The sequence below is a fragment of the Geothrix mesophila genome, from assembly GCF_022808835.1.
Lineage (GTDB): Bacteria > Acidobacteriota > Holophagae > Holophagales > Holophagaceae > Geothrix > Geothrix paludis.
On sequence record NZ_JAKZLD010000001.1, the window covers coordinates 82,907 to 105,737 of the forward strand.

Annotated in this window: 26 protein-coding genes and 1 tRNA gene; 12 read left to right on the forward strand and 15 right to left on the reverse strand. The window is 69.0% G+C overall.

Features of this window, described 5'->3' with window-relative positions:
• Window positions 1–46: 46 nt before the first annotated feature.
• The 4 genes from MLG87_RS00360 to MLG87_RS00375 all read left to right on the forward strand — a co-directional run bounded on the left by MLG87_RS00360 (window position 47) and on the right by MLG87_RS00375 (window position 2,123).
• Entirely contained in the window at window positions 47–583 is a 537-nt protein-coding gene (locus MLG87_RS00360) for a GAF domain-containing protein (RefSeq protein ID WP_243293253.1), read from the forward strand.
• 24 nt (window positions 584–607) lie between these two features.
• Window positions 608–1,330, forward strand: a complete 723-nt coding sequence (locus MLG87_RS00365) for a cyclic nucleotide-binding domain-containing protein (RefSeq protein WP_243285893.1) — start codon at window positions 608–610, stop codon at window positions 1,328–1,330.
• 31 nt (window positions 1,331–1,361) lie between these two features.
• On the forward strand, window positions 1,362–1,589 hold the full coding sequence (locus tag MLG87_RS00370; protein WP_026853291.1) for a hypothetical protein: 228 nt from the start codon (window positions 1,362–1,364) through the stop codon (window positions 1,587–1,589).
• A gap of 84 nt (window positions 1,590–1,673) precedes the next feature.
• Window positions 1,674–2,123: a DUF1569 domain-containing protein gene (locus MLG87_RS00375; RefSeq protein ID WP_243293254.1), complete on the forward strand. Its 450-nt coding sequence runs from the start codon at window positions 1,674–1,676 to the stop codon at window positions 2,121–2,123.
• Between the two features lie 377 nt (window positions 2,124–2,500).
• Here MLG87_RS00375 and MLG87_RS00380 read toward each other — a convergent pair whose 3' ends face one another.
• On the reverse strand, window positions 2,501–3,478 hold the full coding sequence (locus tag MLG87_RS00380; protein WP_425250876.1) for an electron transfer flavoprotein subunit alpha/FixB family protein: 978 nt from the start codon (window positions 3,476–3,478) through the stop codon (window positions 2,501–2,503).
• 41 nt (window positions 3,479–3,519) lie between these two features.
• Entirely contained in the window at window positions 3,520–4,269 is a 750-nt protein-coding gene (locus MLG87_RS00385) for an electron transfer flavoprotein subunit beta/FixA family protein (protein WP_243293256.1), read from the reverse strand.
• A gap of 187 nt (window positions 4,270–4,456) precedes the next feature.
• On the opposite strand from MLG87_RS00385, the gene MLG87_RS00390 reads away from it, so the two are divergent.
• Window positions 4,457–5,584, forward strand: coding sequence for a UDP-N-acetylglucosamine--N-acetylmuramyl-(pentapeptide) pyrophosphoryl-undecaprenol N-acetylglucosamine transferase (locus tag MLG87_RS00390; RefSeq protein ID WP_243293257.1), 1,128 nt, complete (start codon window positions 4,457–4,459; stop codon window positions 5,582–5,584).
• Here MLG87_RS00390 and tatC read toward each other — a convergent pair.
• From tatC to MLG87_RS00410, 3 genes are read right to left on the reverse strand one after another with little or no spacing between them, the layout of a single operon-like run.
• Window positions 5,533–6,570: a twin-arginine translocase subunit TatC gene (tatC, locus tag MLG87_RS00395; RefSeq protein ID WP_425250872.1), complete on the reverse strand. Its 1,038-nt coding sequence runs from the start codon at window positions 6,568–6,570 to the stop codon at window positions 5,533–5,535. The two genes, MLG87_RS00390 and tatC, sit on opposite strands and share 52 nt — an antisense overlap.
• A gap of 32 nt (window positions 6,571–6,602) precedes the next feature.
• The gene (locus MLG87_RS00405; RefSeq protein WP_243293258.1) at window positions 6,603–6,950 is read right to left on the reverse strand and encodes an AtuA-related protein; all 348 of its coding nucleotides are present in this window, start codon (window positions 6,948–6,950) and stop codon (window positions 6,603–6,605) included.
• The gene (locus MLG87_RS00410; RefSeq protein WP_243293259.1) at window positions 6,947–8,302 is read right to left on the reverse strand and encodes a UDP-glucose dehydrogenase family protein; all 1,356 of its coding nucleotides are present in this window, start codon (window positions 8,300–8,302) and stop codon (window positions 6,947–6,949) included. The genes MLG87_RS00405 and MLG87_RS00410 overlap by 4 nt, the downstream gene beginning before the upstream one ends.
• A 72-nt stretch (window positions 8,303–8,374) precedes the next feature.
• Here MLG87_RS00410 and MLG87_RS15975 point away from each other — a divergent pair, with 72 nt between their 5' ends.
• From MLG87_RS15975 to MLG87_RS00450, 7 genes are all read left to right on the forward strand, one after another.
• A complete protein-coding gene (locus MLG87_RS15975; protein ID WP_243322114.1) occupies window positions 8,375–9,070 on the forward strand; it encodes a MotA/TolQ/ExbB proton channel family protein in 696 nt (231 codons plus the stop codon).
• Window positions 9,071–9,189: 119 nt separating this feature from the next.
• Window positions 9,190–9,885, forward strand: coding sequence for a DUF3473 domain-containing protein (locus MLG87_RS00425; protein WP_341848581.1), 696 nt, complete (start codon window positions 9,190–9,192; stop codon window positions 9,883–9,885).
• The gene (gene yaaA, locus MLG87_RS00430; protein ID WP_243293261.1) at window positions 9,882–10,604 is read left to right on the forward strand and encodes a peroxide stress protein YaaA; all 723 of its coding nucleotides are present in this window, start codon (window positions 9,882–9,884) and stop codon (window positions 10,602–10,604) included. The genes MLG87_RS00425 and yaaA overlap by 4 nt, the downstream gene beginning before the upstream one ends.
• Window positions 10,601–11,377: a DUF309 domain-containing protein gene (locus MLG87_RS00435; RefSeq protein WP_243293262.1), complete on the forward strand. Its 777-nt coding sequence runs from the start codon at window positions 10,601–10,603 to the stop codon at window positions 11,375–11,377. The genes yaaA and MLG87_RS00435 overlap by 4 nt, the downstream gene beginning before the upstream one ends.
• Window positions 11,374–12,948 (forward strand): L-aspartate oxidase, encoded by a 1,575-nt coding sequence (gene nadB, locus MLG87_RS00440; RefSeq protein ID WP_243293263.1) that lies wholly within the window; start codon window positions 11,374–11,376, stop codon window positions 12,946–12,948. The genes MLG87_RS00435 and nadB overlap by 4 nt, the downstream gene beginning before the upstream one ends.
• A gap of 24 nt (window positions 12,949–12,972) precedes the next feature.
• Window positions 12,973–14,373 (forward strand): L-serine ammonia-lyase, encoded by a 1,401-nt coding sequence (locus MLG87_RS00445; protein WP_243293264.1) that lies wholly within the window; start codon window positions 12,973–12,975, stop codon window positions 14,371–14,373.
• Window positions 14,373–15,164 carry a hypothetical protein gene (locus tag MLG87_RS00450; protein ID WP_243293265.1) on the forward strand — a complete coding sequence of 264 codons (792 nt, stop codon included), beginning with the start codon at window positions 14,373–14,375 and terminating at the stop codon, window positions 15,162–15,164. Before MLG87_RS00445 ends, MLG87_RS00450 begins: the two co-directional genes overlap by 1 nt.
• Here MLG87_RS00450 and MLG87_RS00455 read toward each other — a convergent pair.
• The 10 genes from MLG87_RS00455 to MLG87_RS00500 form a co-directional block, all read right to left on the reverse strand.
• Entirely contained in the window at window positions 15,157–15,759 is a 603-nt protein-coding gene (locus tag MLG87_RS00455) for an L-threonylcarbamoyladenylate synthase (RefSeq protein ID WP_243293266.1), read from the reverse strand. The two genes, MLG87_RS00450 and MLG87_RS00455, sit on opposite strands and share 8 nt — an antisense overlap.
• A complete protein-coding gene (locus MLG87_RS00460; RefSeq protein WP_243293267.1) occupies window positions 15,756–16,430 on the reverse strand; it encodes an NUDIX domain-containing protein in 675 nt (224 codons plus the stop codon). The genes MLG87_RS00455 and MLG87_RS00460 overlap by 4 nt, the downstream gene beginning before the upstream one ends.
• A gap of 57 nt (window positions 16,431–16,487) precedes the next feature.
• Entirely contained in the window at window positions 16,488–16,757 is a 270-nt protein-coding gene (rpsO, locus tag MLG87_RS00465) for a 30S ribosomal protein S15 (RefSeq protein ID WP_243293268.1), read from the reverse strand.
• Between the two features lie 132 nt (window positions 16,758–16,889).
• Window positions 16,890–16,975 (reverse strand) — tRNA-Leu (locus MLG87_RS00470).
• Window positions 16,976–17,073: 98 nt separating this feature from the next.
• Window positions 17,074–17,532: a type II secretion system protein gene (locus tag MLG87_RS00475; protein ID WP_243293269.1), complete on the reverse strand. Its 459-nt coding sequence runs from the start codon at window positions 17,530–17,532 to the stop codon at window positions 17,074–17,076.
• A complete protein-coding gene (locus MLG87_RS00480; RefSeq protein ID WP_243293270.1) occupies window positions 17,529–19,826 on the reverse strand; it encodes a secretin N-terminal domain-containing protein in 2,298 nt (765 codons plus the stop codon). The genes MLG87_RS00475 and MLG87_RS00480 overlap by 4 nt, the downstream gene beginning before the upstream one ends.
• Window positions 19,827–19,843: 17 nt before the next feature.
• A complete protein-coding gene (locus MLG87_RS15980) occupies window positions 19,844–20,491 on the reverse strand; it encodes a hypothetical protein (RefSeq protein WP_279341026.1) in 648 nt (215 codons plus the stop codon).
• Window positions 20,488–21,066, reverse strand: coding sequence for a hypothetical protein (locus MLG87_RS00490; protein WP_243293271.1), 579 nt, complete (start codon window positions 21,064–21,066; stop codon window positions 20,488–20,490). Before MLG87_RS00490 ends, MLG87_RS15980 begins: the two co-directional genes overlap by 4 nt.
• Window positions 21,063–21,917 (reverse strand): hypothetical protein, encoded by an 855-nt coding sequence (locus MLG87_RS00495; RefSeq protein ID WP_243293272.1) that lies wholly within the window; start codon window positions 21,915–21,917, stop codon window positions 21,063–21,065. Before MLG87_RS00495 ends, MLG87_RS00490 begins: the two co-directional genes overlap by 4 nt.
• Window positions 21,917–22,648 carry a hypothetical protein gene (locus MLG87_RS00500; protein ID WP_243293273.1) on the reverse strand — a complete coding sequence of 244 codons (732 nt, stop codon included), beginning with the start codon at window positions 22,646–22,648 and terminating at the stop codon, window positions 21,917–21,919. The genes MLG87_RS00495 and MLG87_RS00500 overlap by 1 nt, the downstream gene beginning before the upstream one ends.
• Window positions 22,649–22,831: the final 183 nt, after the last annotated feature.

Below are 22,831 nucleotides of genomic sequence, written 5' to 3' on the forward strand. Positions count from 1 at the left end.
GTCCAACAAAAGCCCCACGGGGTCGACCAGGGTAGCGGAGGTGGTGATGAGCGAGGGGATCCTGCTGGAGCTGGTGGCGCGGGGCACGCTGCTGCCTGAATCGGCGCGGGTGGAGCGCCTCCGGACGGCCGTTCCGCAGATCCTGGCGGCCCTTGAGGGCGAGACGGACGAGGTGGCTCTCCAGGCGACACTGGCCTGCCTCTTATGGGAGACGATGCCCCAGACCAACTGGTGCGGGTTCTACCGTCGTGTGGCCGACCGGATGCTGGCGGTCGGTCCCTACCAGGGCGGCATGGGTTGCCTCCGCATCTCGTTCGAGCGGGGCGTGTGCGGGGCCTGCGCCCGGACCGGCGCCACTCAGCTCGTGCCCGACGTCTACGCGTTCCCGGGCCACATCGCCTGCGATGACGCGACCCGGTCCGAGCTCGTGATACCCATCACGGTCGGGGGCCGTCTCCGGGCGGTTCTGGACCTGGATTCACCCCACATCGGAGGTTTTTCGGCGGCCGAAGCCCGGATCCTCGAAGATCTGATGGCCCGGGTCTTCTCGGAGGCGGTTCACCCATCGCCTGGGCTGGGTTAACCTAAGACACTCCCCGGGATCTGCATGGCTGAACCCAGCTTCATCGATCAAAGCAAGCTGCGCTTCCGCGAAGGCGAGGTCATCTTCCGCAAGGGAGAGATGGCCCAGCAGATGTACATCATCCTCGCGGGCCGGGTCCGGCTGTACGTCTCAGAGGAGCCGAAGGGCGAATGGACGGAAGAGCTGTCCAAGGGGGACTTCTTCGGGGAGGGAAGCCTGCTGGAGGCCCTGCCGCGCCAGCACACGGCCCTCGCCCTTGAGGATTCCGATCTCATCGCCATCAACCGCGGCACCTTCATGCGCATGATCCGTCAGAACCCCGAAGTGTCCGTGAAGATGATGCAGCGCCTCGCGCAGCGGCATCGCGAGCTGGGCGAGCGGGTGGAGGAACTGGATGCCAGCCGCCCGGCCAAGGCCGCGGGCACGCCCGTGGCGAACCTGGTGTCCGTGCTCAGTGGCAAGCCCCATCCCATCCTGGCCCACGGTTCGCTCATCGGCCGTTTCGACCCCACCACGGGCGTGCATCCCGACATCGACCTGACCGAGGAGGACCACAACCTCAGCGTGTCGCGGCGCCATGCCCGCATCCTCTGCGAACACGGCCGCTACTTCCTGCTGGAGGAGCCGGGCGTGGCGAACGGCACCTTCGTCCGGGGCGAGCGCATCCAGCCCGGCGAGCCCCGGGAGCTCAAGCACGGGGACCGCGTGGGCTTCGGCATGGTGGTGCTCTTCTTCGAAAAGAGCTAACTTTCCACCGGACGGAGCGCGGGAGGTGGCCATGGGTACGGACCTGCACGTCGAATTGTGGCGGGATGAGCACGGCGTCATCCGGGAGCTAGTGCAGTTCGGCCTGGACGAGATCGGTGGCGCCTGCGTCATCCGGGAGCGGAACAGCCTGGACGCCCTCGACGGCGACGTGAATGAGGGCGACATGGTCGTCGCCCGGTTCGGGGATCCCGAGGACGCCCGGGACTTCCTCCGTGATGAAGGTTTCGAACCCGTATAGCTTTTCCTATTTCCGGAATGCCGCCCAACTCAGCCGAGCGGCATTCCGAAGCCGTGAACGACGAACTGCCGGAGGAAACCACCCATGAATTCCCTGTTCAACCCGGTCGACCGGGATGCCCTGGCCCGGCGGTTCGCGGAACTGGAGCCGGGGGCCCAGCGTCAGTGGGGGAAGATGGATCCCGCCCAGATGATGAAGCACTGCGCCCTCGCCCTGGGCGATCCCTTGGGCGACCGCCAAGTGAAGCAACTCTTCCTCGGGAAGCTGATCACACCCTTCATCCGGGGCCAGGTTTTCGGGGAGAAACCCTTCCGCCGCAACTCCCCCACCGACCCCATCTATGTGGTGTCCAGCCCCCAGGATTTCGAAACCGAGCGAACCCGGCTGGCCACCCTCATCGACCGCGTCGTCCAGCGCGGCGCCGCCAAGACGGAAGGCCGGATCCACCCCTTTTTCGGGCGGCTCAGCGGCGACCAGTGGGGCCGCCTCATCTACAAGCACTTCGACCATCACCTGAGGCAGTTCGGCGTTTAGCTCTTTTCCCTGCCTGAAAAATCGCCCGGCGTTCGCCGGGCGATTTTTCAGATGGGGGAAGGCAGAGCAAGGGCCGGGCTCGGCCCGGCCTTTGCGAGGGGGTGCGAGGGTGTGCGCGCAGCGCGGGACCCCCGCAGAGAATCAGTTGGAACCGATCCCCATGGCCTTCGCGGCCTTGGTGAGCTCAGGGACCACCTCGAACAGATCCCCCACGGAGGCTCCACCTCTGCGATCCAGCGAAGCTGGGGAGCAGGAGGGCGGCGTGGGGCGCCGCCCGATAGGTGGAGGGTAACCCCGTTCGTGAAGGCAAGCCAGAGGCGCAGCCTGAACGAGAGCGCCCGGCGAATGCCGGGCGCGGACGGGGCAAGGGATCGGGCCTAGTTGGAACCGATGCCCATGGCCTTCGCGGCCTTGGTCAGTTCGGGAACCACCTCGAACAGATCCCCCACGATCCCGTAGTTCGCCAGCTTGAAGATGGGCGCCTCGGGGTCCTTGTTGATGGCGACGATGAACTTCGAGCCGCTCATGCCGGCGATGTGCTGGATGGCGCCGCTGATGCCGCAGGCGATGTAGAGGGTGGGGCTCACGACCTTGCCGGTCTGACCCACCTGCATGCTGTGGGGCAGGCCCCAGCCCGCGTCCACGGCCGCGCGGGAGGCGCCGACCACGCCACCGAGGGCGTCCGCCAGCTCTTCCAGGATCTTGAAGTTGGCGCCGTCCTTCATGCCGCGGCCACCGCTCACGATCACGTTGGCCTCACTGAGGTCCACCTTGCCGCCGGCCTTGGCGAGGATCTCCTTCACCACGGACTTGAAGTCTCCGGCAGGGGCCGCCAGGGTTTCCACGGCGCCGGCGCCGGCCTTTTCGGCGGCGGGGAACACGTTGGGACGGGTGGTGGCCGTCTGCACCGCACTGGAGAAGGTGGTGGTGGCGAAGGCCTTGCCGGCGTAGACCGGGCGCACGGCCTGGAGCTTGCCATCCGCCATGGAGAGGCCAGTGACATCGGAGGCATAGCCGGCGCCCAGACGCGCGGCGGCGCGGGGCAGCACGTCCTTGCCCACCGCGGTGGCGGCGGCCAGCAGCACGGTGGCGCCCTTGGCCTTCACGGCGTCCGCCAGCACCTGGGCGAAGGCATCGCTGGAATAGGAGGCCAGGGTGGCGCCCTCGGCGGTGAGGATCACGTCCGCGCCGAACTTGGCGGCTTCCGCGGCACCGGCACAGGAGGCGCCGGCGAACAGGGCGCCGATCTTCTTGCCGGACGCGTCGGCCAGACGGCGGCCTTCGCTGAGGGCCTCGGCGCTGGGCTTGCGGATCTGGCCGTCCTTCAGTTCACAGAACACGAGAATCATGGATATCGTCCTTTCGAATATCGGATCAGTCAGCGGAGGAGGACCGGCTAGAAGACCTTGGCTTCATCCTTGAGGGCCTGGAGCAGGGCCTGGGCCTGCTGGGCGGCGTCGCCCTGCAGCAGGCGGCCGGCGGGGCGCTCGGGGGGCAGGGCCAGGGCGCTCACCTGCGCGCCGGCGGTGACGGCGGCGGCATCCAGCTCCTCGATAGTCTTCTTCTTGGCCGCCATGATGCCCTTGAGGCTGGCATAGCGGGGCTCATTGAGGCCCTTCTGGGCGGTGACCACGACGGGCAGGGCGCCCTCGACGATTTCAGAACCGCCTTCGATCTCGCGCTCGGCCTTGAAGGTGCCGTCGCCGAGCTCGAGCTTCACGATGACGTTGGCCTGGGCGATGCCGAGCAGCTCCGCCAGCATGGGGCCCATGGCGGCGTTGTCGCCACCGAGGCCCTTGTTGCCGCAGAGGATCAGGTCGAAGCCCTTGTCCTTGGCGTAGGCGGCGATCATCTGGGCCACGGCGAAGGCGTCGCCCTGGCCGTCACCCTTCAGCAGCACGGCGCTGTCGGCGCCGAGCGCCAGGGCGTTCTTCAGCACATCCTTGGCGGTGTCGCCTCCCACAGAAAGCGCCACCACCTCGGCGCCCTTGCCCTCCTTCAGCCGGATGGCCTCCTCGAGGGCGTACTCGTCGTAGGGGCTGGTGATCCACTTGACGTCCGCAGGATCGAGGGATTTGCCATCCGCGGCGACTTTGATCTTGGTCTCAGTATCGGGGACCTGTTTGAGGGCGACGAGGATCTTCATGGGCGCTCCCTGATGCGTCATGGATAGGCCGGTGGGAACCGGCGGAAAAATGGATTCTAGCGCGGCGTGACCTTCCACTTTACCGGCCTTTGAGGATCTTTGTGCCTGGAATCACGTGTCTGTCTCCAGGTAAGTTGCGCTTGCCTTTGGGTAGGAAGCGACCGCCTTCCGGTATGGTGGTCGGATCATGAGCGATCGCACGCCGAGCTTCGATGGAGCCCTCGTCCTCACCGGCGGAGGGACGGGTGGGCATTTCTTCCCAGCCATGGCCTTGGCGGAAGGCGCGCGCCGCCGATGGCCGCAGCGGCCCATCGCCTTCGTGGGAGCCCGCCGGGGCATCGAGGCCCGGGAGTTGCCGGCCAGTCCCTGGCCGCACCTGCTGCTCGATGTGGAGGGTTTCCTGGGCCGGTCGCCCCTGCGGGCCGCGAGATCCGCCTGGAAGCTCTGGCGCGCTACAGCCCGCCTGAAGGCCCTGTGGCGCTCCGCCCGGCCCTGGGCGGTGATCGGCACCGGCGGCTACGGCGCGGCTCCGGCGCTGCTGGCCGCGCGGGCGCTAGGCATCCCCTACTTCCTGCATGAGAGCAACGCCGCGCCGGGCGCCCTGGTGAAGCTCCTCGCTCCAAAGGCCCGGCGAGTCTGGTGCGGTCTCGAAGGCGTGCGCTCCCTGCTTCCCGGGGCGGACTGCCTGGTGGTGGGCACGCCGGTGAGGGAGGCCTTCCTGCGGGACTTCCGGGCGGCATCCGCGCTGGAGCCGCCCTTCCGGCTGCTGGTCCTGGGGGGGAGCGGCGGCGCGCGGGCCCTCAACGAAGCGATGCTGGAGATCGCGCCTCCGCTGCTGGAGGCGGCCCCGGAGTGGGAGCTGCTCCATCAGGCCGGCCCCGCGGAGTTCGAGCGGCTGAAGGACCGGCCGCGCCACCCCCGCCATGCGCTGGTCCCCTTCATCAGCCGCATGGATGAGGCCATGGAGGCGGCCAGCCTGGTCCTGAGCCGATCCGGGGCCAGCACCTGCGCGGAGCTGAAGGCCGCGGGGCGGGGGGCGATCCTGGTGCCCCTGCCGACCAGTGCCAATGATCACCAGCGCATGAACGCCCTGGCCCTGGCTTCGGAGGGCCGAGCCGCCGTGGTCGAGCAGAGCCCGGAGTTCCCGGCGCGACTCCACGCGTCCCTCGCGCTCCACATGACCGCGGTGGACGCGCGGAAGAATCTGACCGCCCCACCTGAGCCCAACCAGGCCGTGAGGCTCAGCCTGGATGACCTGGGGGCCTACTTCGCGCGGGGCTCCGCGGCCCAGGCCACCAGCACGGAGATGAAGTAGAGACCGAGCAGGACCACGCTGAAGAAGACGGTGGTCACCACCACGTCGCCCGGCGTGAAGAACGCGCTGAAGATGAGGATCGCGATGGTGGCGTGACGCCAATACTTCAGCATGAGACGCGCGGTCACGATGCGGAACTTCGCCAGGAAGAAGAACAGGACCGGCAACTCGAACATCACGCCGGTGATGAGCGTGGTGGAGATGAACAGGTCCAGGTAGTCAGAGGCGTGCAGGTTGGCGCGCAGCCCCGCCTGGGCAGCCTCCTGGAAGAGGATGTCCCCCAGGAACTTGAACGCCTGGTAGTAGGCGAACGCGGCGCCGGCCAGGAAGCAGGCCGAGGTGACGAAGACGAAGGGGATGACGAGGCGGCGTTCCCTGGGCAGCAGGCCGGGCCGGATGAAGGCCCAGAGCTGGTAGAAGAGGAAGGGGGCGCAGAACACCGCCGCGGCCCACAGCGAGAGCCGCATCATGCTGAAGAAGGGCTCGGTGAGATCCGTGAAGGCGAAGGGGTCCAGGCTTCCGACGGGCTTGCCTGTCTGGCGCGCCATGGCTTCGAGGAAGGGCTTCTGCGCCCAGGCCCAGAGCTTGAAGCGGTAGGCATAGGTGATGGCGAAGCCCACGGCCACGATGCCGAGGGATCGGACGATCCGCACCCGCAGTTCCTGCAGGTGCTCCCAGAAGCTCATCTTGTCGGGCGGCGTGGCCGGAAGCGCCATGGTCCTCAACGGGGAGAGAAGGGGGGGCGCCGCGGGGGGGGGGGGGGGGGGGGGGGGGGGGGGGGACGAATTGTTGGTGTTGGAGGGAGGGGGGGCGCGCGGCGGGGGGTCGGGCGCCTTCACGGAATCCGTCAGTTCGCGGCTGGCCTTCTTGAATTCCTGGATGCCCTTGCCGAGGCTCTTGCCCAGTTCCGGCAGGCGGGAGGGACCGAAGAAGATCAGCAGCGCGATGCCGATCAGCAGGATTTCCATCATTCCGAGATTGCCCATGTTGGTGCTCCTTGGCGAGGTGGGAATGCCCTTCAGGGTCTGAGATCCGCCAGCGTCAGGCCGGCCGGAAGGTCGAGTTCCATTCTAAGCAGGGCCTGCCCGTGGGTCTTGCCCTGGGCATCGGTTTTCACGCTTTCGCTGCCGCCCCCGCCCAGGGAGTCGTGCAGGATGAAGTTGAGAGCCTTGAGGTTAGGAACCTCGAAGCGTTCAACACTACCTTTGCATATGGTTGAAAAGTGATGCTTGACACACTCGGGCGTAAGCTCCTGTTGCAACAGGTGATAGCCGGCTTCCGTATAGGCGATGACGCCCACGTTGGAACCGTCCCCCTTGTCGCCGCTGCGGGCGTGGGCGATGTCCTCCAGGCGGATGCGGGTCATTTGACCTCCACGGAACGGCGTCCCAGGGAATGGTACGTCCAGCCCTTGGCCTCCATGGCCTCCGGCCGGAAGAGGTTGCGGCCATCGAACATGCAACGTGACTTGAGGGCCTTGGCCACGGCCTCGAGGTCGGCCGACTTGTAATCCGCCCACTCGGTGGCGATGAGCAGGGCGTCCGCGCCGTCGCAGGCCGCCAGCGGAGTCTCGGCGTAGCGGACCTTGTCGCCGACCTTCGCCTTCACGGCCTCCATGGCGGCGAAGTCGTGCACCACCACGTCCGCGCCCAGGTTCACCAGGCCGTCGATGAGCTCCAGGGCCATGCTCTCCCGGATGTCATCGGTGTTGGCCTTGAAGGCCAGGCCCCACAGAGCGAAACGCTTGCCCTTCAGGGGAGCGGGCACGCCCGGCTTCACGCCGAAGTGGGTCTTCACCTTCCGGAGGAGCACCTGCTTCTGGTGCCGGTTGGCCTCCACCGTGGTGGCCAGGGTCATCATGGGATGGCCGTGCTCGCGGCCCACCTTCAGGAGCGCCTGCAGGTCCTTGGGGAAGCACGAACCGCCGAAGCCGGGACCGGGGTTGAGGAAGGCGGGGCCGATGCGATGGTCGGCACCGATGGCGGTCTTCACATGGTCGATGTCCGCGCCCACGCACTCGGCGAGGTTGGCGATCTCGTTGATGAAGCTGATGCGCAGGGCCAGCATGGCGTTGGCCGCGTACTTGGTGAGCTCCGCGCTGGGGGGATCCATGCGGAACCACTTGCCGCCGCTGCGGTCCAGGAAGGACTGGTAGAGCCCCTTCATCACCTTCTCTGCGTGGTCCGTGCGGCAACCTACCACCACGCGGTCCGGTTCCAGGAAGTCGCCGATGGCTGAGCCTTCGCGGAGGAACTCGGGATTGCTTACGACTTCGAAGGCGCGATCCGTGTGGGAGGCGATTTCAGCGTGGACCCGCGCCGCCGTGCCCACTGGCACCGTGCTCTTGTCCACGACGATGAGGGGGGCGGCATCCCCGGCGCGCAGAGTCATGGCCCCGCCGATCTGGCCCGCCACGGCCAGCACGTACTTCATGTCCGCGCTGCCGTCCTCGCTCTGGGGGGTGCCCACGCAGATGAAGGCCGCAGCTGCCTCCGCGATGCCTTCCTTGAGGTCCGTGGTGAACCGCAGGGCGCCCGACGCGAGATGCTTCCGGAGCAGATCGTCCAGGCCCGGCTCGAAAATGGGGGATTCGCCCCGGCTGAGGGCGGCGACCTTGGCGGCATCCACATCCACGCCGAGGACGCGGTGCCCCGCCTCAGCGAAACAGGCGGCAGCCACCAATCCCACGTACCCCGATCCGATGACCAGCACCTGCATGGCGTCCCCGCGCAAAGCATCCAGTGTAGCCGCATCCCCGCTTGCTATCATTTCCCGGACGGAGGCAGCAGCATGGCGATCCTGGCGGCACCCACGGGCAATGAGGTCAACCTGCTGGAGGTGATGCTCCATGCGGGTCCCGTCTCCAAGTCCGTGCTGGCGATCCTCTTCACCTTCTCGCTCCTGAGCTGGGTGGTGATCATCCGGAAGGCGCTGCTCTACCGCCGTAGCCGCGAGGTGTCCGAGCGCTTCCGCGGCGCCTTCAAGCGGGCCACGGACTGGCGCGACCTGAAACAGCAGGTGGAGCGGTTCGCCATGAGCCCGCTGGTGGGCCTCTTCGTGGCCGGCTACGGCGAGGTCACCTACCAGCTCCGCCAGGTGGGCCCGGACGGGCGACCCCAGCTCCGCAGCATGGAGGCCGTGGAGCGCAGCCTCCAGCGGGCCAGCGTGGTGGAGATGGGACGGCTCGAGCGGTCCCTGGGCGGCCTGGCCACGGTGGCCGCGGTGAGCCCCTTCATCGGCCTCTTCGGCACCGTGTGGGGCATCATCGACGCCTTCCGCGGCATCGGCGCCACGGGCAACGCCAACCTGGCCACCGTGGCCCCCGGCATCTCCGAGGCCCTGGTGGCCACTGCCATCGGCCTGGTGGCGGCCATTCCCGCGCTCATGGCCTACAACTTCTTCCAGGGCCAGCTGAAACAGTTCCAGACCGAGCTCGACGACTTCTCCCTGGAGTTCATCAGCCTCTCGGAACGGAACTTCACCTGAGAAGCCCACGCCTGCCGCTCTCCCTCGACTGGGAGGACTGGTTCCAGCTCTGCTGCCCGCCCTACGACCAGCCCGAGGCCCTGGACCGCTTCGAGTGCCGCCTGCCGCAGGCCACGGAGCTGTCGCTGGCCCTCTGCGCGGACTTGGGGGCCCAGGCCACCTGGTTCTGCCTGGGTGACCAGGCCCGCCGGCACCCCGCGCTGCTGCGGCGCATCGTGGCGGAAGGCCACGGGGTCGGCCTGCATGGGCTTACGCACCGCCGGGCCTTCGAGATGAATCGGGGGCAGTGGCGCGCCTCGGTGCGCGACGGCAAGGCGCTGCTGGAGGATCTCACCGGGCAGCCCGTGGTGGGCTATCGGGCCCCGGAGTGGAGCCTTCGCGGCCCTGCCGAGGGCTGGTGGCGGGACCTGCCGGAACTGGGATTCCGCTACGACTCCAGTCGCGCGCCCCTTGCCGTCATCGGCGATCCCCATTGGCCCCGGCGGCCCCACCTGCTGGTGGAAGGCCTATGGGAATTGCCGCCGCCCGTCCTCTGGTCCGGTCCACCGCGCTCGCCCCTCTGGGGCTGGGGCCCCCGGGTGCTGCCCTTCAGCCTCGTCCGCCGGGAGCTTGAGGCCTTGGCCCTCGATGACGCCGGCACCCCGCTGACCGTGCACCCGTGGGAGCTGGACGAGGGGCAGCCGGAGCTGCCGGGAGCTCCCTTCGGCCACCGCTTCGCCCACAGCGCGGGCCTGAAGGGGCACGGGACGCACCTTCGCGATCTGCTCGCGGGGTTCCGCCTGACGACCCTCGAGGCCTGGGTGGCGGAGCGATGACCCTTGCGCCGCTCATCTTCCTCGCCCCTTCTGAGGACAAGGCTTCCGGCGGGGTCCGCGGGAAGCTGCCGGAGACGTCCGCCCAGCGCTGGGTGCGAGAGCGGTTGCTGGCCCTCGCCCGGACCGGATCGCCGGAAGCCCTCAAGAAAGCTTTCGACGTGAAGGACCTGGCCTTGGACAGGGCCCGGACCGAGGCGCTGGCGCTGGCGCGGCCTGTGCCCCTGCTGCCCGCCCTGTCCCGGTACACCGGCGTGGCCTTCCAGGCGCTAGACGCGGCCTCGCTGCCACCGGAGGCCTGGCGGCAGGTGTTCATCCTGTCCAACCTCCGGGGCCTGGTGCGCGGCGATGAGCCCGTGCCGCCCTACAAGCTCAAGCTGGCGGCCATCCCGGGATTGAAGGCCCACTGGCGGAAGTCGCTTCTGGCGCAGCTGGAGGCGCTGCCGGAAGGCTCCGTGTGGGAGCTGCTCCCAGGCGATTCCGCCGACCTGCTCAAGGACTGGACCCGCCCCCGCCATACGGTGGAGATTCTCGATGCCCGGGGAAAGGCCGTCAGCCATTTCTCGAAGAAGTACCGCGGCCTGGTGGCCCGCTGGATCCTGGCGCACCAGCAGGGCGATCCCCGGAAGGTGCTGAGGGGGCGAATTCCCGGGTGCCAGTGGGCTGGCGTGGATGAGAACGACCGGGGCGGGCTGGCCCTCCGGCTGCTGGTGGAACCATGAGCGACGATTGCAATCGCACCCCCTTCTGGCAGCGCCAGCCCCGGCTTCCCCTGGAGATCCAGCGTTTCTTCCAGGCCCGCATGGAGGCGGCCCTGGGCGATCCGGAGGCCCGCCAGGTCCTGGTCTGGCCCACGATCCTCGGCGCGCCGGGCCTGCGGAAGGCTCATCCCGACGGGCTCCCCGAGGCTGAGTTGCTGACTCACGCCGCCCGCATGCTGAGCGCCCTGGGCCATCACGATCCAGTGGCCGCCTGGAAGGCTCACCGGGCGGCCTGGCCGGACACGGCGGAAGCCGGTCCCACCGGCTGGCGTCCGGCTGCGGCCTGGGGCGCCTGGGGTCCGCTGGTGAGTCTTCGCTGCGGCTGGCAGCTGGCCGCCCTCACGCCATTGCCCCTGGGCGCCCGGTACCCGCTGGCCTGCGGCGTGTCCCTCTTCAACCACGGCCTCTACCACGAGTGCCACGACGCCCTGGAACCGCTGTGGGACGCGGCGGAGGGCGACCTGAAGGGGCAGCTCCAGGGGCTCATCCTGCTGACGGGCGGATACCACCACCTCCAGCAGCACAACCTGCCGGGCATGGTGGCCCTGTGGGAGGAGGCCGTCGGCCGCCTGGAGGCCTGCGGCGGGCGCGTTCCCACGCCCTGGGGCGAGGTGCGGGCCGAGGTTGCGCTGGACCTGACGGTGCGGCGGCTGGACCATGGAAGGCGCACGAAGGATGGCGGGGACCTGTCGGCCTTGTGGGCCCTGGATCGCCCTACCTGGGAGCTGGCATGAAGGATGGGGTCGATCTGCTGGTGCTGGGCGCGGGGATCGCGGGCTGCTCCGCGGCCCTGCGCGCGGCGGATCAGGGCATCTCCGTGGTGCTGGTGGCCAAGGACGAGCTGGGCGGCAGCAACACCGCCTGGGCCCAGGGCGGCATCATCGGCCAGCCGCCGCCAGAGGAAGGCGACTCCGCGGACCTGCTGGCCGCGGACATCGAGGCCGCAGGCGCGGGCCTCTGCCGGTCCGCGGCCGTGCGCCAGCTGGCCGAGGAGGGCCCGAAACTCTGCCGGAGCTTCCTCTGGGAGCGGCTGGGCGTGCCCTTCGACCTCGGGACCGGCGGGACCCCCGATCCCACGGCCGAGGCGGCCCACAGCGCTCGGCGCATCTACCACGCCAAGGACGCCACCGGGCTGGCCATCCAGACGGCGCTCAGCGAGGCCGTCCGGAAGCACCCGAACATCCGCCTGCGGGAGGGGCTCTGCCTGGTGGACCTCATCACCAGCCCCCACCACAGCCTCAGTCCGGTGCGGGTCTATGAGCCCATCCGCGTCCACGGCGCCTACCTCTTCGACCCCACCACGGGCGAGGTGGAAGGCCTCCTGGCCCGCCGCACGATCCTGGCCACCGGCGGCCTGGGCTACCTCTACCTGCACACCACGAACCCCCCCGGCGCCACGGGAGACGGCCTGGCGGCCGCCTACCGGGCCAGCGCGCGCATCGTGAACTGCGAGTATCTCCAGTTCCATCCCACCACCCTGTACGTTCCCGGGAAGCCGCGGACGCTGCTGACCGAGGCCTTGCGGGGCGAGGGGGCGCAGCTGCTCAACCGCAAGGGCGAGCGGTTCATGTCCAAGTACGCCCCGGATCAGATGGAGCTGGCGCCCCGCGACGTGGTGAGCCGGGCGATCTTCCAGGAGATGGCGGTCAGCGGGGAATCCTGCGCCTACCTCGATCTGGCCCCGGTGGCGGCGAGGCTGGACCTGGACGAACACTTCCCCACGATCATGGCGGCCTGCCGCGCCGAAGACATCGATCCCCATCGCCACCCCATCCCCGTGGTGCCCGCCGCCCACTATTTCTGCGGCGGCGTGCTGGTGGATCTGGAGGGCCGCACCAGCCTGCCGGGCCTCTTCGCCGCCGGAGAGGTGGCCTGCACGGGGCTCCATGGCGCCAACCGCCTGGCCTCCACCAGCCTGCTGGAGGGCCTGGTGTGGGGCTTCCACAGCGCCGACGCCGCCACGCGGGAGCTGCGGGAGACCGTGGATCCGGATCCCGGCGAGCTGGCCGCCTGGCGCATGCCGGAGGAACCGGAGGAGACCGACCCCCTCCTCATCGACCAGGACTGGCGCCTCATCCGCAGCACCCTCTGGAACTACGCGGGCATCGTCCGCAGCAGCGCCCGCCTGGAACGGGCAAGGTCGGACCTGCACTACCTGGCCCACCGCATCGAGCGCTTCTACCACCAAACCCCCCTCAGCCGGGAGCTGCTGGAGCTGCGCAGTGGCATCCTCTGCGCCCGCCTGATCCTCAACGCAGCCCTCCAGAACCCCGAAAGCCGCGGCTGCCATTACCGCATCGATTGATTGCCGGTCGCGGGACAATGGGGCATGGTGCTGTCCGTCTTCGATCTCTTCCGCATCGGCATCGGGCCGAGCTCCTCGCACACCGTGGGGCCCATGCGGGCGGCCCGCAGCTTCGCCCTCGGGCTGGAGGCCTCGGGTCTGCTCGAGGCCACAGAGGAGGTGCGGGTGGAGCTGTTCGGCAGCCTGGGCGCCACGGGCAGGGGCCATGGCAGCGACAAGGCGGTGATCCTCGGCCTGCTGGGAGAGACCCCGGAAGAGGTTGATGTGGAGGCCGTGGAGGGCCTGGTAGCGAAGGTCCGCGAGTCCAGACGGCTGGCCCTTCTCGGGAGGCGAGAAGTCCCGTTCCGCGAGGCGGACCATCTGCACCTGCTCCACAAGAGCCTGCCCTTTCATCCGAACGGCATGCGCTTCACGGCCCTGGACGCGACCGGCGGGGTGCTCCGCGCCCAGGTCTACTACTCCGTGGGCGGCGGGTTCGTGGTGGAGGAAGGCATTCCGGTGCAGGTGGCCGCCGGCCCGGAGCCGATTTTCCCCTTCCACACGGCCAAGGACCTGCTGGGCCACTGCCGGGCGCAGGGCCTGCCCATCAGCCAGATCATGCTGGCGAACGAGCGGACCTGGCGCTCCGAGACGGCGATCTGGTCGGACCTCCAGGAGCTCTGGTCGGTGATGCAGGCCTGCGTGCGGCGCGGCTGCGCCACTGAGGGATTGCTGCCCGGTGGCCTGAAGGTGCCTCGCCGCGCACCCGCGCTGTACCGGCGCCTGACCGAATCTCCGGAGGCGGGCCTCAAGGATCCCCTCACGGCCCTGGATTTCGTGAGCCTCTACGCCCTGGCGGTGAACGAGGAGAACGCGGCCGGGGGCCGCGTGGTGACGGCTCCGACCAACGGCGCCGCGGGCATCATCCCCGCCGTCCTGCACTACTACCGGCGCTTCGTGCCGGGAGCCACGGACGAAGGGGTGGCGCGGTTCCTCCTGACGGCCGGGGCCATCGGCGCCCTCTACAAGGAGAATGCCTCCATCAGCGGCGCCGAGGTGGGCTGCCAGGGCGAGGTGGGCGTGGCCTGCTCCATGGCCGCCGGAGCCCTGGCCGAGGTGATGGGCGGTACGCCGGACCAGGTGGAGAACGCCGCGGAGATCGGCATGGAGCACAACCTGGGCCTCACCTGCGATCCCATCGGCGGCCTCGTGCAGGTGCCCTGCATCGAGCGCAACGCCATGGCCAGCGTGAAGGCCATCAACGCCGCCCGCATGTCCCTGCACGGCGACGGCCACCACTTCGTGAGCCTGGACAAGGTCATCAAGACCATGCGCGACACCGGGGCCGACATGAAGAGCAAGTACAAGGAGACGGCCCGGGGCGGCCTTGCCGTGAACGTGCTCGAAATGCCGCTAGACTTCACGGTGAACCTGCCGGAGTGCTGATGCGACCGTCCGCCGCCCTGCTGTTGCTGGTCCCCGCCCTTCTCTCGGCCCAGGCCGGAGGTCTGGACGGCGGGCGGCTCGATCCCGCCTGGTTCGGCCCTGGAGCCGCGTTCCAGCCGTCGAAAGCCCTGGGCTTCCAGTGGCTGAAGCCCGGCCTGGACCTGCGGGGCAGGGCGGTCCAGCTGGGATCCTGGGAGGCGCCCGCGTGGGTCCTGGGCAAGCGGGATCTCAAGGACCAGACCTTCCTGACCCGGGTCGAAGGGGCTCTTCTCGCAGCCCTGGAGCGGGGCCTCCGCCGGGGCCTGAAGGGAAGCGTGCCCGTCTCGGCCACCACCGGCGACGTCCACCTGGTGGGGCGGATCGTGGACGCCATCGGCCAGGCTGATGACTACATGGCCGCGGGCCGGGTCGCCCTGTCCTTCGACCTCAAGCTCGTGGACGGGAAGACGGGCGAGCTGCTGGGCGCGTTCCACGACACGCTCGAAAGCGGAGCCCCCGATTACATCCCGGGCCGCTTCGAGCGCTGGAGCGAGGATCTGGGACGGTTGCTCGCCGTCCCCGCGGCACCGAAGGAAGCGGCCAAACCCGTTCAGGCGCCCGCTCCCACACCCGCCCCTCCCGCCCTGCCGGCGCCCGCCGTCGCCAAGCCTGTACCCGCCGGGGCCGCCGCCTTCGACCTGCAGGGCGCCCTCAGCCGCATCGAGGGCCTCCGGCGCGACGGCCTCCTCAGCGACGAGGAATATCAGGCCCTGCGCAAGAAGGCGGAGGAGAAGGCCGGATCGCCTAGATAGGCCAGGCCCCCGCGCCTTCGCGCAGGAGGACGGGCTCCTCGCCGCTCAGATCCAGGATGGTGCTGGGGATGCCCAGGGGCTGGCCGCAGTCCACCACCATGTCCAGGGCGTGGCCCAGCTCTTCCTCGATCTCCCAGGCCGTGTTCAGGATGGGTTGGTCCGGCAGGGCGACGCTGGTGGTGATGATGGGCTCGCCGAGCATCGCCACCAGCGCGTGGCAGAAGGGCTGGTCCGGGATGCGGAGGCCCACCACCTGCTTGTTCTGGAGGTAGCGCGGCACTTCGCGGCTGGCGGGCAGGAGCACGGTGTAGGGCCCGGGCAGCAGCTGCTTGAGGATGCGGAAGGTGGGCGTGTCCAGGTGGCGGGCGTAGCGGCAGAGCATCTCCATGTCCGAGCACATGATCGACATGGGCTTCTTGGGGTCGCGGCCCTTGAGCTGGTGGATGCGGTCCACGGCCTTCTTGTGGGACACCAGGCAGCCCAGCCCGAACAGCGTGTCCGTGGGGTAGGCGATGACGCCGTCCTTCCGCAGCAGCTCCGCGAGGCGCTCGAGATGACGCACCTGGGGCGTCTCGGGGTGCAGGGTGAGGATCATGGCGTGTCCAGCTCCCGCCAGCGGGCCCGACCGGCGGAGGGATGGTCCTGGGGTCGCTGGAAGAAGCGCTCCACCAGCGCCGGATCCAGGGCCACCGCCACGCCGGTCCGCCGTCCATGGAGGGCCAGCAGCGCCACCACCGTGAGGCTGTCCGTGATCTCTCCGGCCAGCACGCGGCGGAGGCAGTCCTGGAAGGGCTCGCGGTGGAGCATCAGCTCCTCGTCGTCCTCGGGATGGTGACCCTCGGCGGAACTGAGGTCCGTGGCCAGGAAGAGGAAGGCCTCCTCTTCCGTGGAGGAGTTGCTGGTGTGGAAGAAGGCCAGGGGCTCCCACACCTGGGCCGCGAGGCCGGCCTCCTCCGCCAGCTCCCGCCGCATGGCCTCGAAGGGGCTCTCGGAGACGTCGCCGCCGCCCTCGGGGATCTCCCAGGAATAGGCTTCCAGCGGATATCGCCACTGGCCCACGAGCACCACACGATCCTGGTCGTCCAGCGCCAGAACCCCACAGGCGGTGCGATGGAACCCGCAGACGGCGTAGCGCCCCTCGGCGCCCCGGCGGTGGCGGAAGCGGTCCTCGCGGATGCGGATCCAGGGCGAGTCGTAGATGAACCGCCGGCCCGTGACCGTGTACGGGTCCGGATGCTCGGGCCGGGGCAGGGGCTTCAGGTCCATCTTCTGAACATAGCAAAACGCCCGCTTGCGCGGGCGTTTTGGGAGAAGAAGCCTTCCCTACCGACGGAGGCCGAGGCGCTCGATCAGCGTGGCGTAGCGCTCCTTGCTCTTCTTCTTGAGGTAGTCGAGCAGGCGGCGGCGCTGACCGACCATGATCATGAGGCCGCGGCGGCTGTGGTAGTCCTTGGTGTGGGTCTTGAAGTGCTCGGTCAGGTCGTTGATCCGCTTGGTCAGGATCGCGACCTGCACCTCGGGCGAACCGGTGTCCGACTCGTGCTGCTTGTAGTCGTCGATGATGATCTTCTTCTGTTCCACGTTCAGGGCCATGTCGGCTCCTTTTCGGGGGATCGCCCGTCACCCGTTCCTCAGTCCCGTACCGAGGATGGGTCGAACCTGGAGAGGCCAGGTGCCCGTTTGTTTTCAACGACCATTTTCTTGCCGGCGACGCCGGCGAGAAAATGGTGCGGATAGAGGGACTCGAACCCCCACGTCTTGTGAACACTAGTACCTGAAACTAGCGCGTCTACCAATTCCGCCATATCCGCTTGAAAGAGCGTCCCGGGCCCCGCAGGTTCCGGTCATGCCGAACACCAAGCCTAGCGTGGTCCACGCTTCGAGGCAACAGTGATTCTCGGCAGAGCCCCTACCACTCGCGATAGGGGATGCCGTTCATGCCGGTCCCCGGCGCGAGGCTGTAGACGTCGTAGACGTGACCACCGCCCCAGCTGGAGCTGTTGGCGTCGTCGTTGGTGTTCCGGAGGCCCCATTCCGCCTTCCCCGTGAAGGGATCCACAGGGACGCGGCGGAGGAAGCGCACTTTGCGGCTGAGGGAACCGGCCGCGGGAACGCCTTCCACCAGGACCTCCAGGCTCTCGGGATAGCCGTTGGCCTCCGCCGGCGGGGCCTTGATCTTCTGCTGGTCCGCCTGCTTCTTGTACTCGTCGATGGCCAGCCGCATCTCGCGCAGGTCCCGGCGCAGCTCCAGCTCCTTCTCGCGCTTGAGGCCGTTGCGGGCCAACGGCACGGTCACAGAGGCGAGGATCAGCAGCACGGTGGCCGTGACCACCAGCTCCAGCAGGGTGAATCCCCCCTGGCGGCTCACTGCACCGTCACAAGCGCGTTGGACCAGCGCCCGGAGATGGGGCTGGTGCCCGCCAGGAACTGCCCGCTCTGGATGAGCACTGGCGCGTTGCCGGGGGTGAGGCCCGTCAGCTCGAGGGTGGCCAGCTGTCCGCTGTCCACCTCGGGGCTGTTGCGCTTGAAGACGAGCTTCAGCGTGCCGTCCTTCCCCGGGACCTGTTCCAGGCTGCCGCCTTCCGTGGTGATGAAATCACCAGGGGACACCGAGCCGAGCTTCAGGCCCGCGGGCAGGCGGAGCTCCACCTGGCCCGAGCTGAGGCCCTTGCCGCCGCTGACCGTGAGACCGATCTGGACACGCTCCCCGACCTTGATCTCGGAGGCCACCGGCGTCATGAAGATCACCAGATCAGAGGCGGCGGGAGCGGCCTGATCGACGGGAGGCGTATCGGGCTTCTTCTCCTGGATCGCGGTGGAAGGCGCGGGGGGGACCGGCACCGGCGCAGCGGGAGCGGCGGAGGAACCGGGCTGCGTGAGGGCGGGCTGAGCGGGCACAGGGGCCGTGGCTCCTGCGGGAATGGGTTTGGTGGGCTTGGCGGGTTTGGGGGCGAACATCCCCGTCTGGGACGCGGCGTCATCGGGGTTGAACGCGGCGAGATCCTGCTCCGTGAGCACCGGCTTCCGCACCAGCACGGCGCGGATGGTGAGGATCACGTCGGTCTTCGCCTTGCTGTTGCGGGTGTTCCCGGTCAGGCGGCCGATGAGGGGGATGTCGGCCAGGCCCCAGATGCCCTGGAGGCTCTTCTGCTCCTCGTCCTTCAGCAGGCCGCCGAAGATGGCGGTTTCGCCATCGCGCAGTCGGGCGGAGGTGATGATCTCCCGCTTCCCGAGGTCCGGTCGGCCCGGCGTGGAGCCGGATTTCAGCGTGGTGACGAGGCTGTTGATCTTGAGGGTGATCTCACCGTTGTGGTGGACGCGGGGCTCCACCTTGATCTTCACGCCCACGTCCTCGTAGGAGAAGGAGGTCTGGCCCACGCCGCCCAGGAGCGACGAGGTGGAGGTGGTGCTGGTGGTGCCCGTGGTGGGCAGGGACAGCTGGCTCTGCGTGGTGGAGATCTTCTCGCCGATGTTCACCTCGCCGGTCTCGCCCGAGAGCACCCGGACGTTCGGGCTCGCCACCAGGCGGGCGTCACCGTTGCCCTTCAGGAAGTCCAGGGCCAGGTTCGGGAAGAGCACGCGGATGTCGGCGGTGTGGATCTTGGTGAATCCGGAGTTGGTGTTCATGCCCGAGGTGTTGTTCACCGTGGTGGCGCCCAGGCGGAAGGTTCCGGAGGTGTCGGAGGCGTTGATCACCGGGAGCAGGCCCACCTGCTCCAGGCTGTTCTCCGTGACTTCCATCAGCTCCATGTAGACCATGACCTCGGCCTTGGCCTTGTCCAGGCTGCGGATCACCTGGTCCACGACGGCCAGCTCCAGGGGCTTGGCCTTCACGATGATGGCGTTGATGCGCTTGTCGGTGAACACCCGGAGCTGGGGGTTGAGCGTGGTGAGGGTCGAGCGCAGCTCCGTGGGATCAGCGTTGGACAGGTAGTAGGTCTTGAGGAGCTGGTTCTCGTACAGGTCGCGGTTCTGCGGGGTGGCCTTGAAGACCATGATGGTGTTCTTGTCGATCACCTTGTAGAACAGGTCGTTCTGCAGCATCAGGGTGTCCAGGATGCGCTGGAAGGGCAGGCCCCGCAGGTCGATGGAGATGTTCTGATCCTGGAACGACGAGTGGGTGATGATGTTCACGCCCGAAGCGCGGCTGAGGGTGGCGAAGATCTCGCGCAGGCTGGTCCGGCGGCTGAAGTTGAGATCAAGGCCTTCCAGGGACCGCGGATTCAGCTGGACGGCGTTCACGGTGTCGGCCTTGGCCTTCAAGAGCTCGAGGTCATCGGCGGCATCGGCCTCGGCCTTGTCCTGGGCGGCCTTCTGCTCCAGCCGGATCAGCCAGTCCTGGGCGATCTGGTTGTCGGGATCCAGCACCAGCGCCTTCTTGACTTCCGTCAGCACGGTATCGGTCAGGCCCCGCTGTTCCGCCTGGCGGGCGAGGGCGATATGCCCTTCCGCCGCACGCTGGGAGGCCCGCTTGATGCCGATGCGAGCCTTGGTGTTCGAGGGATCTCGGCGCAGGACCTCGCGGTAGGAGGCCACGGCATCGTCGTAGCGGCCTTCGTCATAGGCCTGGTTGGCCTTGTGGAGGCTGCAGCCGAGGGCCAGGAGCAGCATCGCGGCGGCGGCGATGATCTTGCGGGCGGGTGCGAAGGAGGAGAGCGGCATCGGTGGCATCCTTCGGATCAGAATTGATTGACGGGTGCGCCGCCGGAGGCATCGCGAGCCTCCAGGACCATCCGCAGGTCTGGATACTTGGTGTTCTGGAACTCAGCCCGGGTCTCGAGGATGGACACGAGCTTCCAGCGGTCCCCGACGAGGGTTCCCTGGACCAGGGTCACGGGTTCCTCGCCCTTCATGAAGGCGCCCACCAGGCCGGCGGGGTTGCCCTTGAAGAAGCCGAGGTAGCGGAGGTTCTGAGGCCTGCCGGCGAACTCCGCGGCCTTCTCCTGGGCCAGCCGCTGGCGCTCCAGTTCCTCGGGCGTGGGGGGCGGCGGAGGTGGGGGCGGCTTGACGGGCTTGGGCGGTGGCGGAGGGGCCTCGAAAAGGAAGAGGTCCCGCTGCACCTTGGCCCCGGGAGGAAGTTCCCCCGCCCGGTCGAGGGCGGCCAGGTCCGGGAGCTTCCTCAGCCCCGCCAGTTGGCGTGGGTCCAGGTTCGGCCCCGTTCCCGCGGGCGTCGCGCGCCGGGTCCGGGGGGCCTCGGGGGCCAGGATGGTGTAGAGGGCGAAGGCAAGGACCAGGGCGAAGGCCACGAGGGCGGCCTGGGTGCGGCGGTTGGCCCGGAGCTCCTGGACCATGGCCTGGAAGTCGAAGGCGCGGGCCGGGGTGGTCATGCCTCCTCCTCGCGATCCGGGGCGCCGGCCTTGCGGAACGCGCGCAGCACGATGTCGATGCGGGCGCCTTCGGGGCTTTCCTCCAGGCGGCCGTCCCTCACGGCGAAGGGAAGCCCGGACCCCTCGAGGTCGAGCATGAAGGCTTTGTGGTTGGCGTAGATGCCGACGGCGACGAATTCCACGTCCACGGCTTCCAGATCCGATCCGCGGGTTCCCTCCCGGCTGGGCAGGCCGTACTTCACCATCTGGAGTCGCAGGTCATGCTTCTTGGCCAGCTCGTGCAAAGTCTTGCTGAGGTTCCACTGGAGCTCGCCGGCGGAGCCGCGCGGCAGGCGGGCCTCCAGGTTCTCGAGGGTCTCCTGTCCCCGGCGGATCCGGTCGGCCAGTTGCTGGAGTTCCTGGAGCTGCTGCACCTGCTGGTTCCGGTTGCGCTCGGCCTCCTGCTTGGCCTTGACCTTCTGGGACCGCTGCTGGGAAGCGTCCGGGAGCAGGAAGATCGCCACGCCGAGGCCCAGGGCCAGTCCCAGGATGCCCAGCCCCAGGCGAAGTCGGCTTGCGCGGAGGGGGCTGTTCATCGGGGGGGCCTCCTCGACAGGCGCGAGCCTCTGGGCGGACGCGCTTCCTCGTCGTCGTTCGGCACCGGTATGGGGCGAGTCTGGGCCCCGGCCTTGTCACGCGGCGCCAGGGGAGTGGCGGGTGCGATCGGCGGGGGCGTGAGGCGCGCGGCCCCCGGAGCCGCAGGCGCGGGCGCCGGGCGTGGCGCGGCGGCTGCCGGCTTGGGCGGGGCTGCCGGCTTGGGCGGGGTCGCCGGGGCGGTGGAGGCGGGGCCGGTCTTCACGGGGCGCAGCTCGAAGGGCGGGGGCACGGCCGCGGCGGGCACGCTCAGCTCGAAGTCCCAGCCGCCGCCCTGGCGCTCGGATTCGCGCTCCAGGATCACCTCGGAGAAGACGGGAGCCGTCCTGAGCGCATCCACGAACGCGGCCTCCGCCACGCGGCTCTGGGCCTCGGCCTTGAGCTTCATCACCACCTGCTGGCCGTTGCCCCGGGTCCGCTGGAGGCTCTTCAGCCGCATGCCCGGGGCCATGCACTGCTCCAGTTCCGCGGTGACGCGGGACCAGGGCAGGCTCCGCTCCTGGAGGATGCGCTCGGCCAGCTTCCACCGGGCCTGCTCGCGGGTGGCATCCATGCTCTGGAGGGCGGCCTGGATCTGGGCTTCGGAACGCGCGGCCCGCCGGGTCTCCTCCGTCAGGCTCACGGCGTCGCGGCCCGCGCGGCTGGCCTGGTGGTAGACCCGCCAGGTGAGCCCCAGAGAGCCGAGGAGGAACGCGCCGCCGAGGCCGAGGGCGGCCCAGCCGAGGGCGCGATGGTGCTGCCGCCACAGGGTTGGCCGGGGCGCCAGATTGAGGTGGAGGACGGGAACGGCCATCAGGACGTCTCCACCAAGGCGAACCGGTCATCCAGGATGCGCGTGGGGAGGCCCGTGTCAGGCCACGCCGGAGCGCCCCAGACCGCCAGGCTCTGCGGGGTCCGGGATTCCCGCTGGAGGAAGGCGGCGCTGGGCGTGATGCGCTCTTCGTTCCAGGCCTGGGGATCCAGGGGTTCCGTCCACTGGCGGAGCAGGCAGAGGGTGCGTCCCCAGGCCACCAGGGTGCCGGCGTAACGGCCCTGGCCGGCAGGGCTCAGGGAGAGGAGCATGCCCGGGAGTTCCAGCGACGGGGCCAGCAGGTTGTAGAGGTGCAGCCAGCGCGGCACGAGCCCGTGCAGGTTCCGGTCGAGGCGGAGGCCCAGCTGGAGGAGGGTCTCGCGGAATTCCTCACGGATCCCCGAGGCCAGCCAGATGCCGGGCTCGATCTCCAGGGCCTGGACGAAGTGGGGCTCTTCCAGGGCGAGGGTCTGGTTGAACCGCCACCGGAAGAAGGCCTCCTGGGCCTCGGCGCCCTTGGGCAGCTCGGCCAGGTCCCTCATCAGGACCGATGGGGTCCAGAGGTCGTCCAGCACCCAGCGCGTGGGGCCCTGGGGCAGGGAGGACAGGGCCTGGGCCAGCTGATCCTCCGTGGGGGGGCCTGAAAGGGTGCGCCGGTGGAGGCCAGCGTGGATGCGATGGGCTTCCAGCCACACCAGGGTCGTCGCAGGGGCCTGGAGGAAGGGCAACCTCATGGCCTTGCCCCCGCGTTTCCGGCCCTGCGTTTCGGGCACGGCGCTCCCGACCGGGCGTCCGTGGCCGGGTCGCACAGGAGAAAACGGAGGGGATGCACAGACGGCTCCTGACAGGACAGGGGAAGGAATCGAGTCTAACGGGCCTGCTCCGGATTCCCAAGGGACGGACAGCACGTCTGATAT

Coding starts and splice junctions, on each gene's coding strand:
- MLG87_RS00490 (WP_243293271.1), bottom strand. CDS start 21,066: ATGAACAGCCCCCTCCGCGCAAGCCGACTTCGCCTGGGGCTGGGCATC.
- MLG87_RS00435 (WP_243293262.1), top strand. CDS start 10,601: ATGAGCGACGATTGCAATCGCACCCCCTTCTGGCAGCGCCAGCCCCGG.
- MLG87_RS00450 (WP_243293265.1), top strand. CDS start 14,373: ATGCGACCGTCCGCCGCCCTGCTGTTGCTGGTCCCCGCCCTTCTCTCG.
- rpsO (WP_243293268.1), bottom strand. CDS start 16,757: ATGGCCCTGAACGTGGAACAGAAGAAGATCATCATCGACGACTACAAG.
- MLG87_RS00405 (WP_243293258.1), bottom strand. CDS start 6,950: ATGACCCGCATCCGCCTGGAGGACATCGCCCACGCCCGCAGCGGCGAC.
- MLG87_RS00455 (WP_243293266.1), bottom strand. CDS start 15,759: ATGATCCTCACCCTGCACCCCGAGACGCCCCAGGTGCGTCATCTCGAG.
- MLG87_RS00460 (WP_243293267.1), bottom strand. CDS start 16,430: ATGGACCTGAAGCCCCTGCCCCGGCCCGAGCATCCGGACCCGTACACG.
- MLG87_RS00445 (WP_243293264.1), top strand. CDS start 12,973: ATGGTGCTGTCCGTCTTCGATCTCTTCCGCATCGGCATCGGGCCGAGC.
- tatC (WP_425250872.1), bottom strand. CDS start 6,570: ATGGGCAATCTCGGAATGATGGAAATCCTGCTGATCGGCATCGCGCTG.
- MLG87_RS00495 (WP_243293272.1), bottom strand. CDS start 21,917: ATGGCCGTTCCCGTCCTCCACCTCAATCTGGCGCCCCGGCCAACCCTG.
- MLG87_RS00365 (WP_243285893.1), top strand. CDS start 608: ATGGCTGAACCCAGCTTCATCGATCAAAGCAAGCTGCGCTTCCGCGAA.
- MLG87_RS00370 (WP_026853291.1), top strand. CDS start 1,362: ATGGGTACGGACCTGCACGTCGAATTGTGGCGGGATGAGCACGGCGTC.
- MLG87_RS00375 (WP_243293254.1), top strand. CDS start 1,674: ATGAATTCCCTGTTCAACCCGGTCGACCGGGATGCCCTGGCCCGGCGG.
- nadB (WP_243293263.1), top strand. CDS start 11,374: ATGAAGGATGGGGTCGATCTGCTGGTGCTGGGCGCGGGGATCGCGGGC.
- MLG87_RS15980 (WP_279341026.1), bottom strand. CDS start 20,491: ATGACCACCCCGGCCCGCGCCTTCGACTTCCAGGCCATGGTCCAGGAG.
- MLG87_RS00360 (WP_243293253.1), top strand. CDS start 47: ATGAGCGAGGGGATCCTGCTGGAGCTGGTGGCGCGGGGCACGCTGCTG.
- MLG87_RS00385 (WP_243293256.1), bottom strand. CDS start 4,269: ATGAAGATCCTCGTCGCCCTCAAACAGGTCCCCGATACTGAGACCAAG.
- MLG87_RS00390 (WP_243293257.1), top strand. CDS start 4,457: ATGAGCGATCGCACGCCGAGCTTCGATGGAGCCCTCGTCCTCACCGGC.
- MLG87_RS15975 (WP_243322114.1), top strand. CDS start 8,375: ATGGCGATCCTGGCGGCACCCACGGGCAATGAGGTCAACCTGCTGGAG.
- yaaA (WP_243293261.1), top strand. CDS start 9,882: ATGACCCTTGCGCCGCTCATCTTCCTCGCCCCTTCTGAGGACAAGGCT.
- MLG87_RS00410 (WP_243293259.1), bottom strand. CDS start 8,302: ATGCAGGTGCTGGTCATCGGATCGGGGTACGTGGGATTGGTGGCTGCC.
- MLG87_RS00480 (WP_243293270.1), bottom strand. CDS start 19,826: ATGCCGCTCTCCTCCTTCGCACCCGCCCGCAAGATCATCGCCGCCGCC.
- MLG87_RS00500 (WP_243293273.1), bottom strand. CDS start 22,648: ATGAGGTTGCCCTTCCTCCAGGCCCCTGCGACGACCCTGGTGTGGCTG.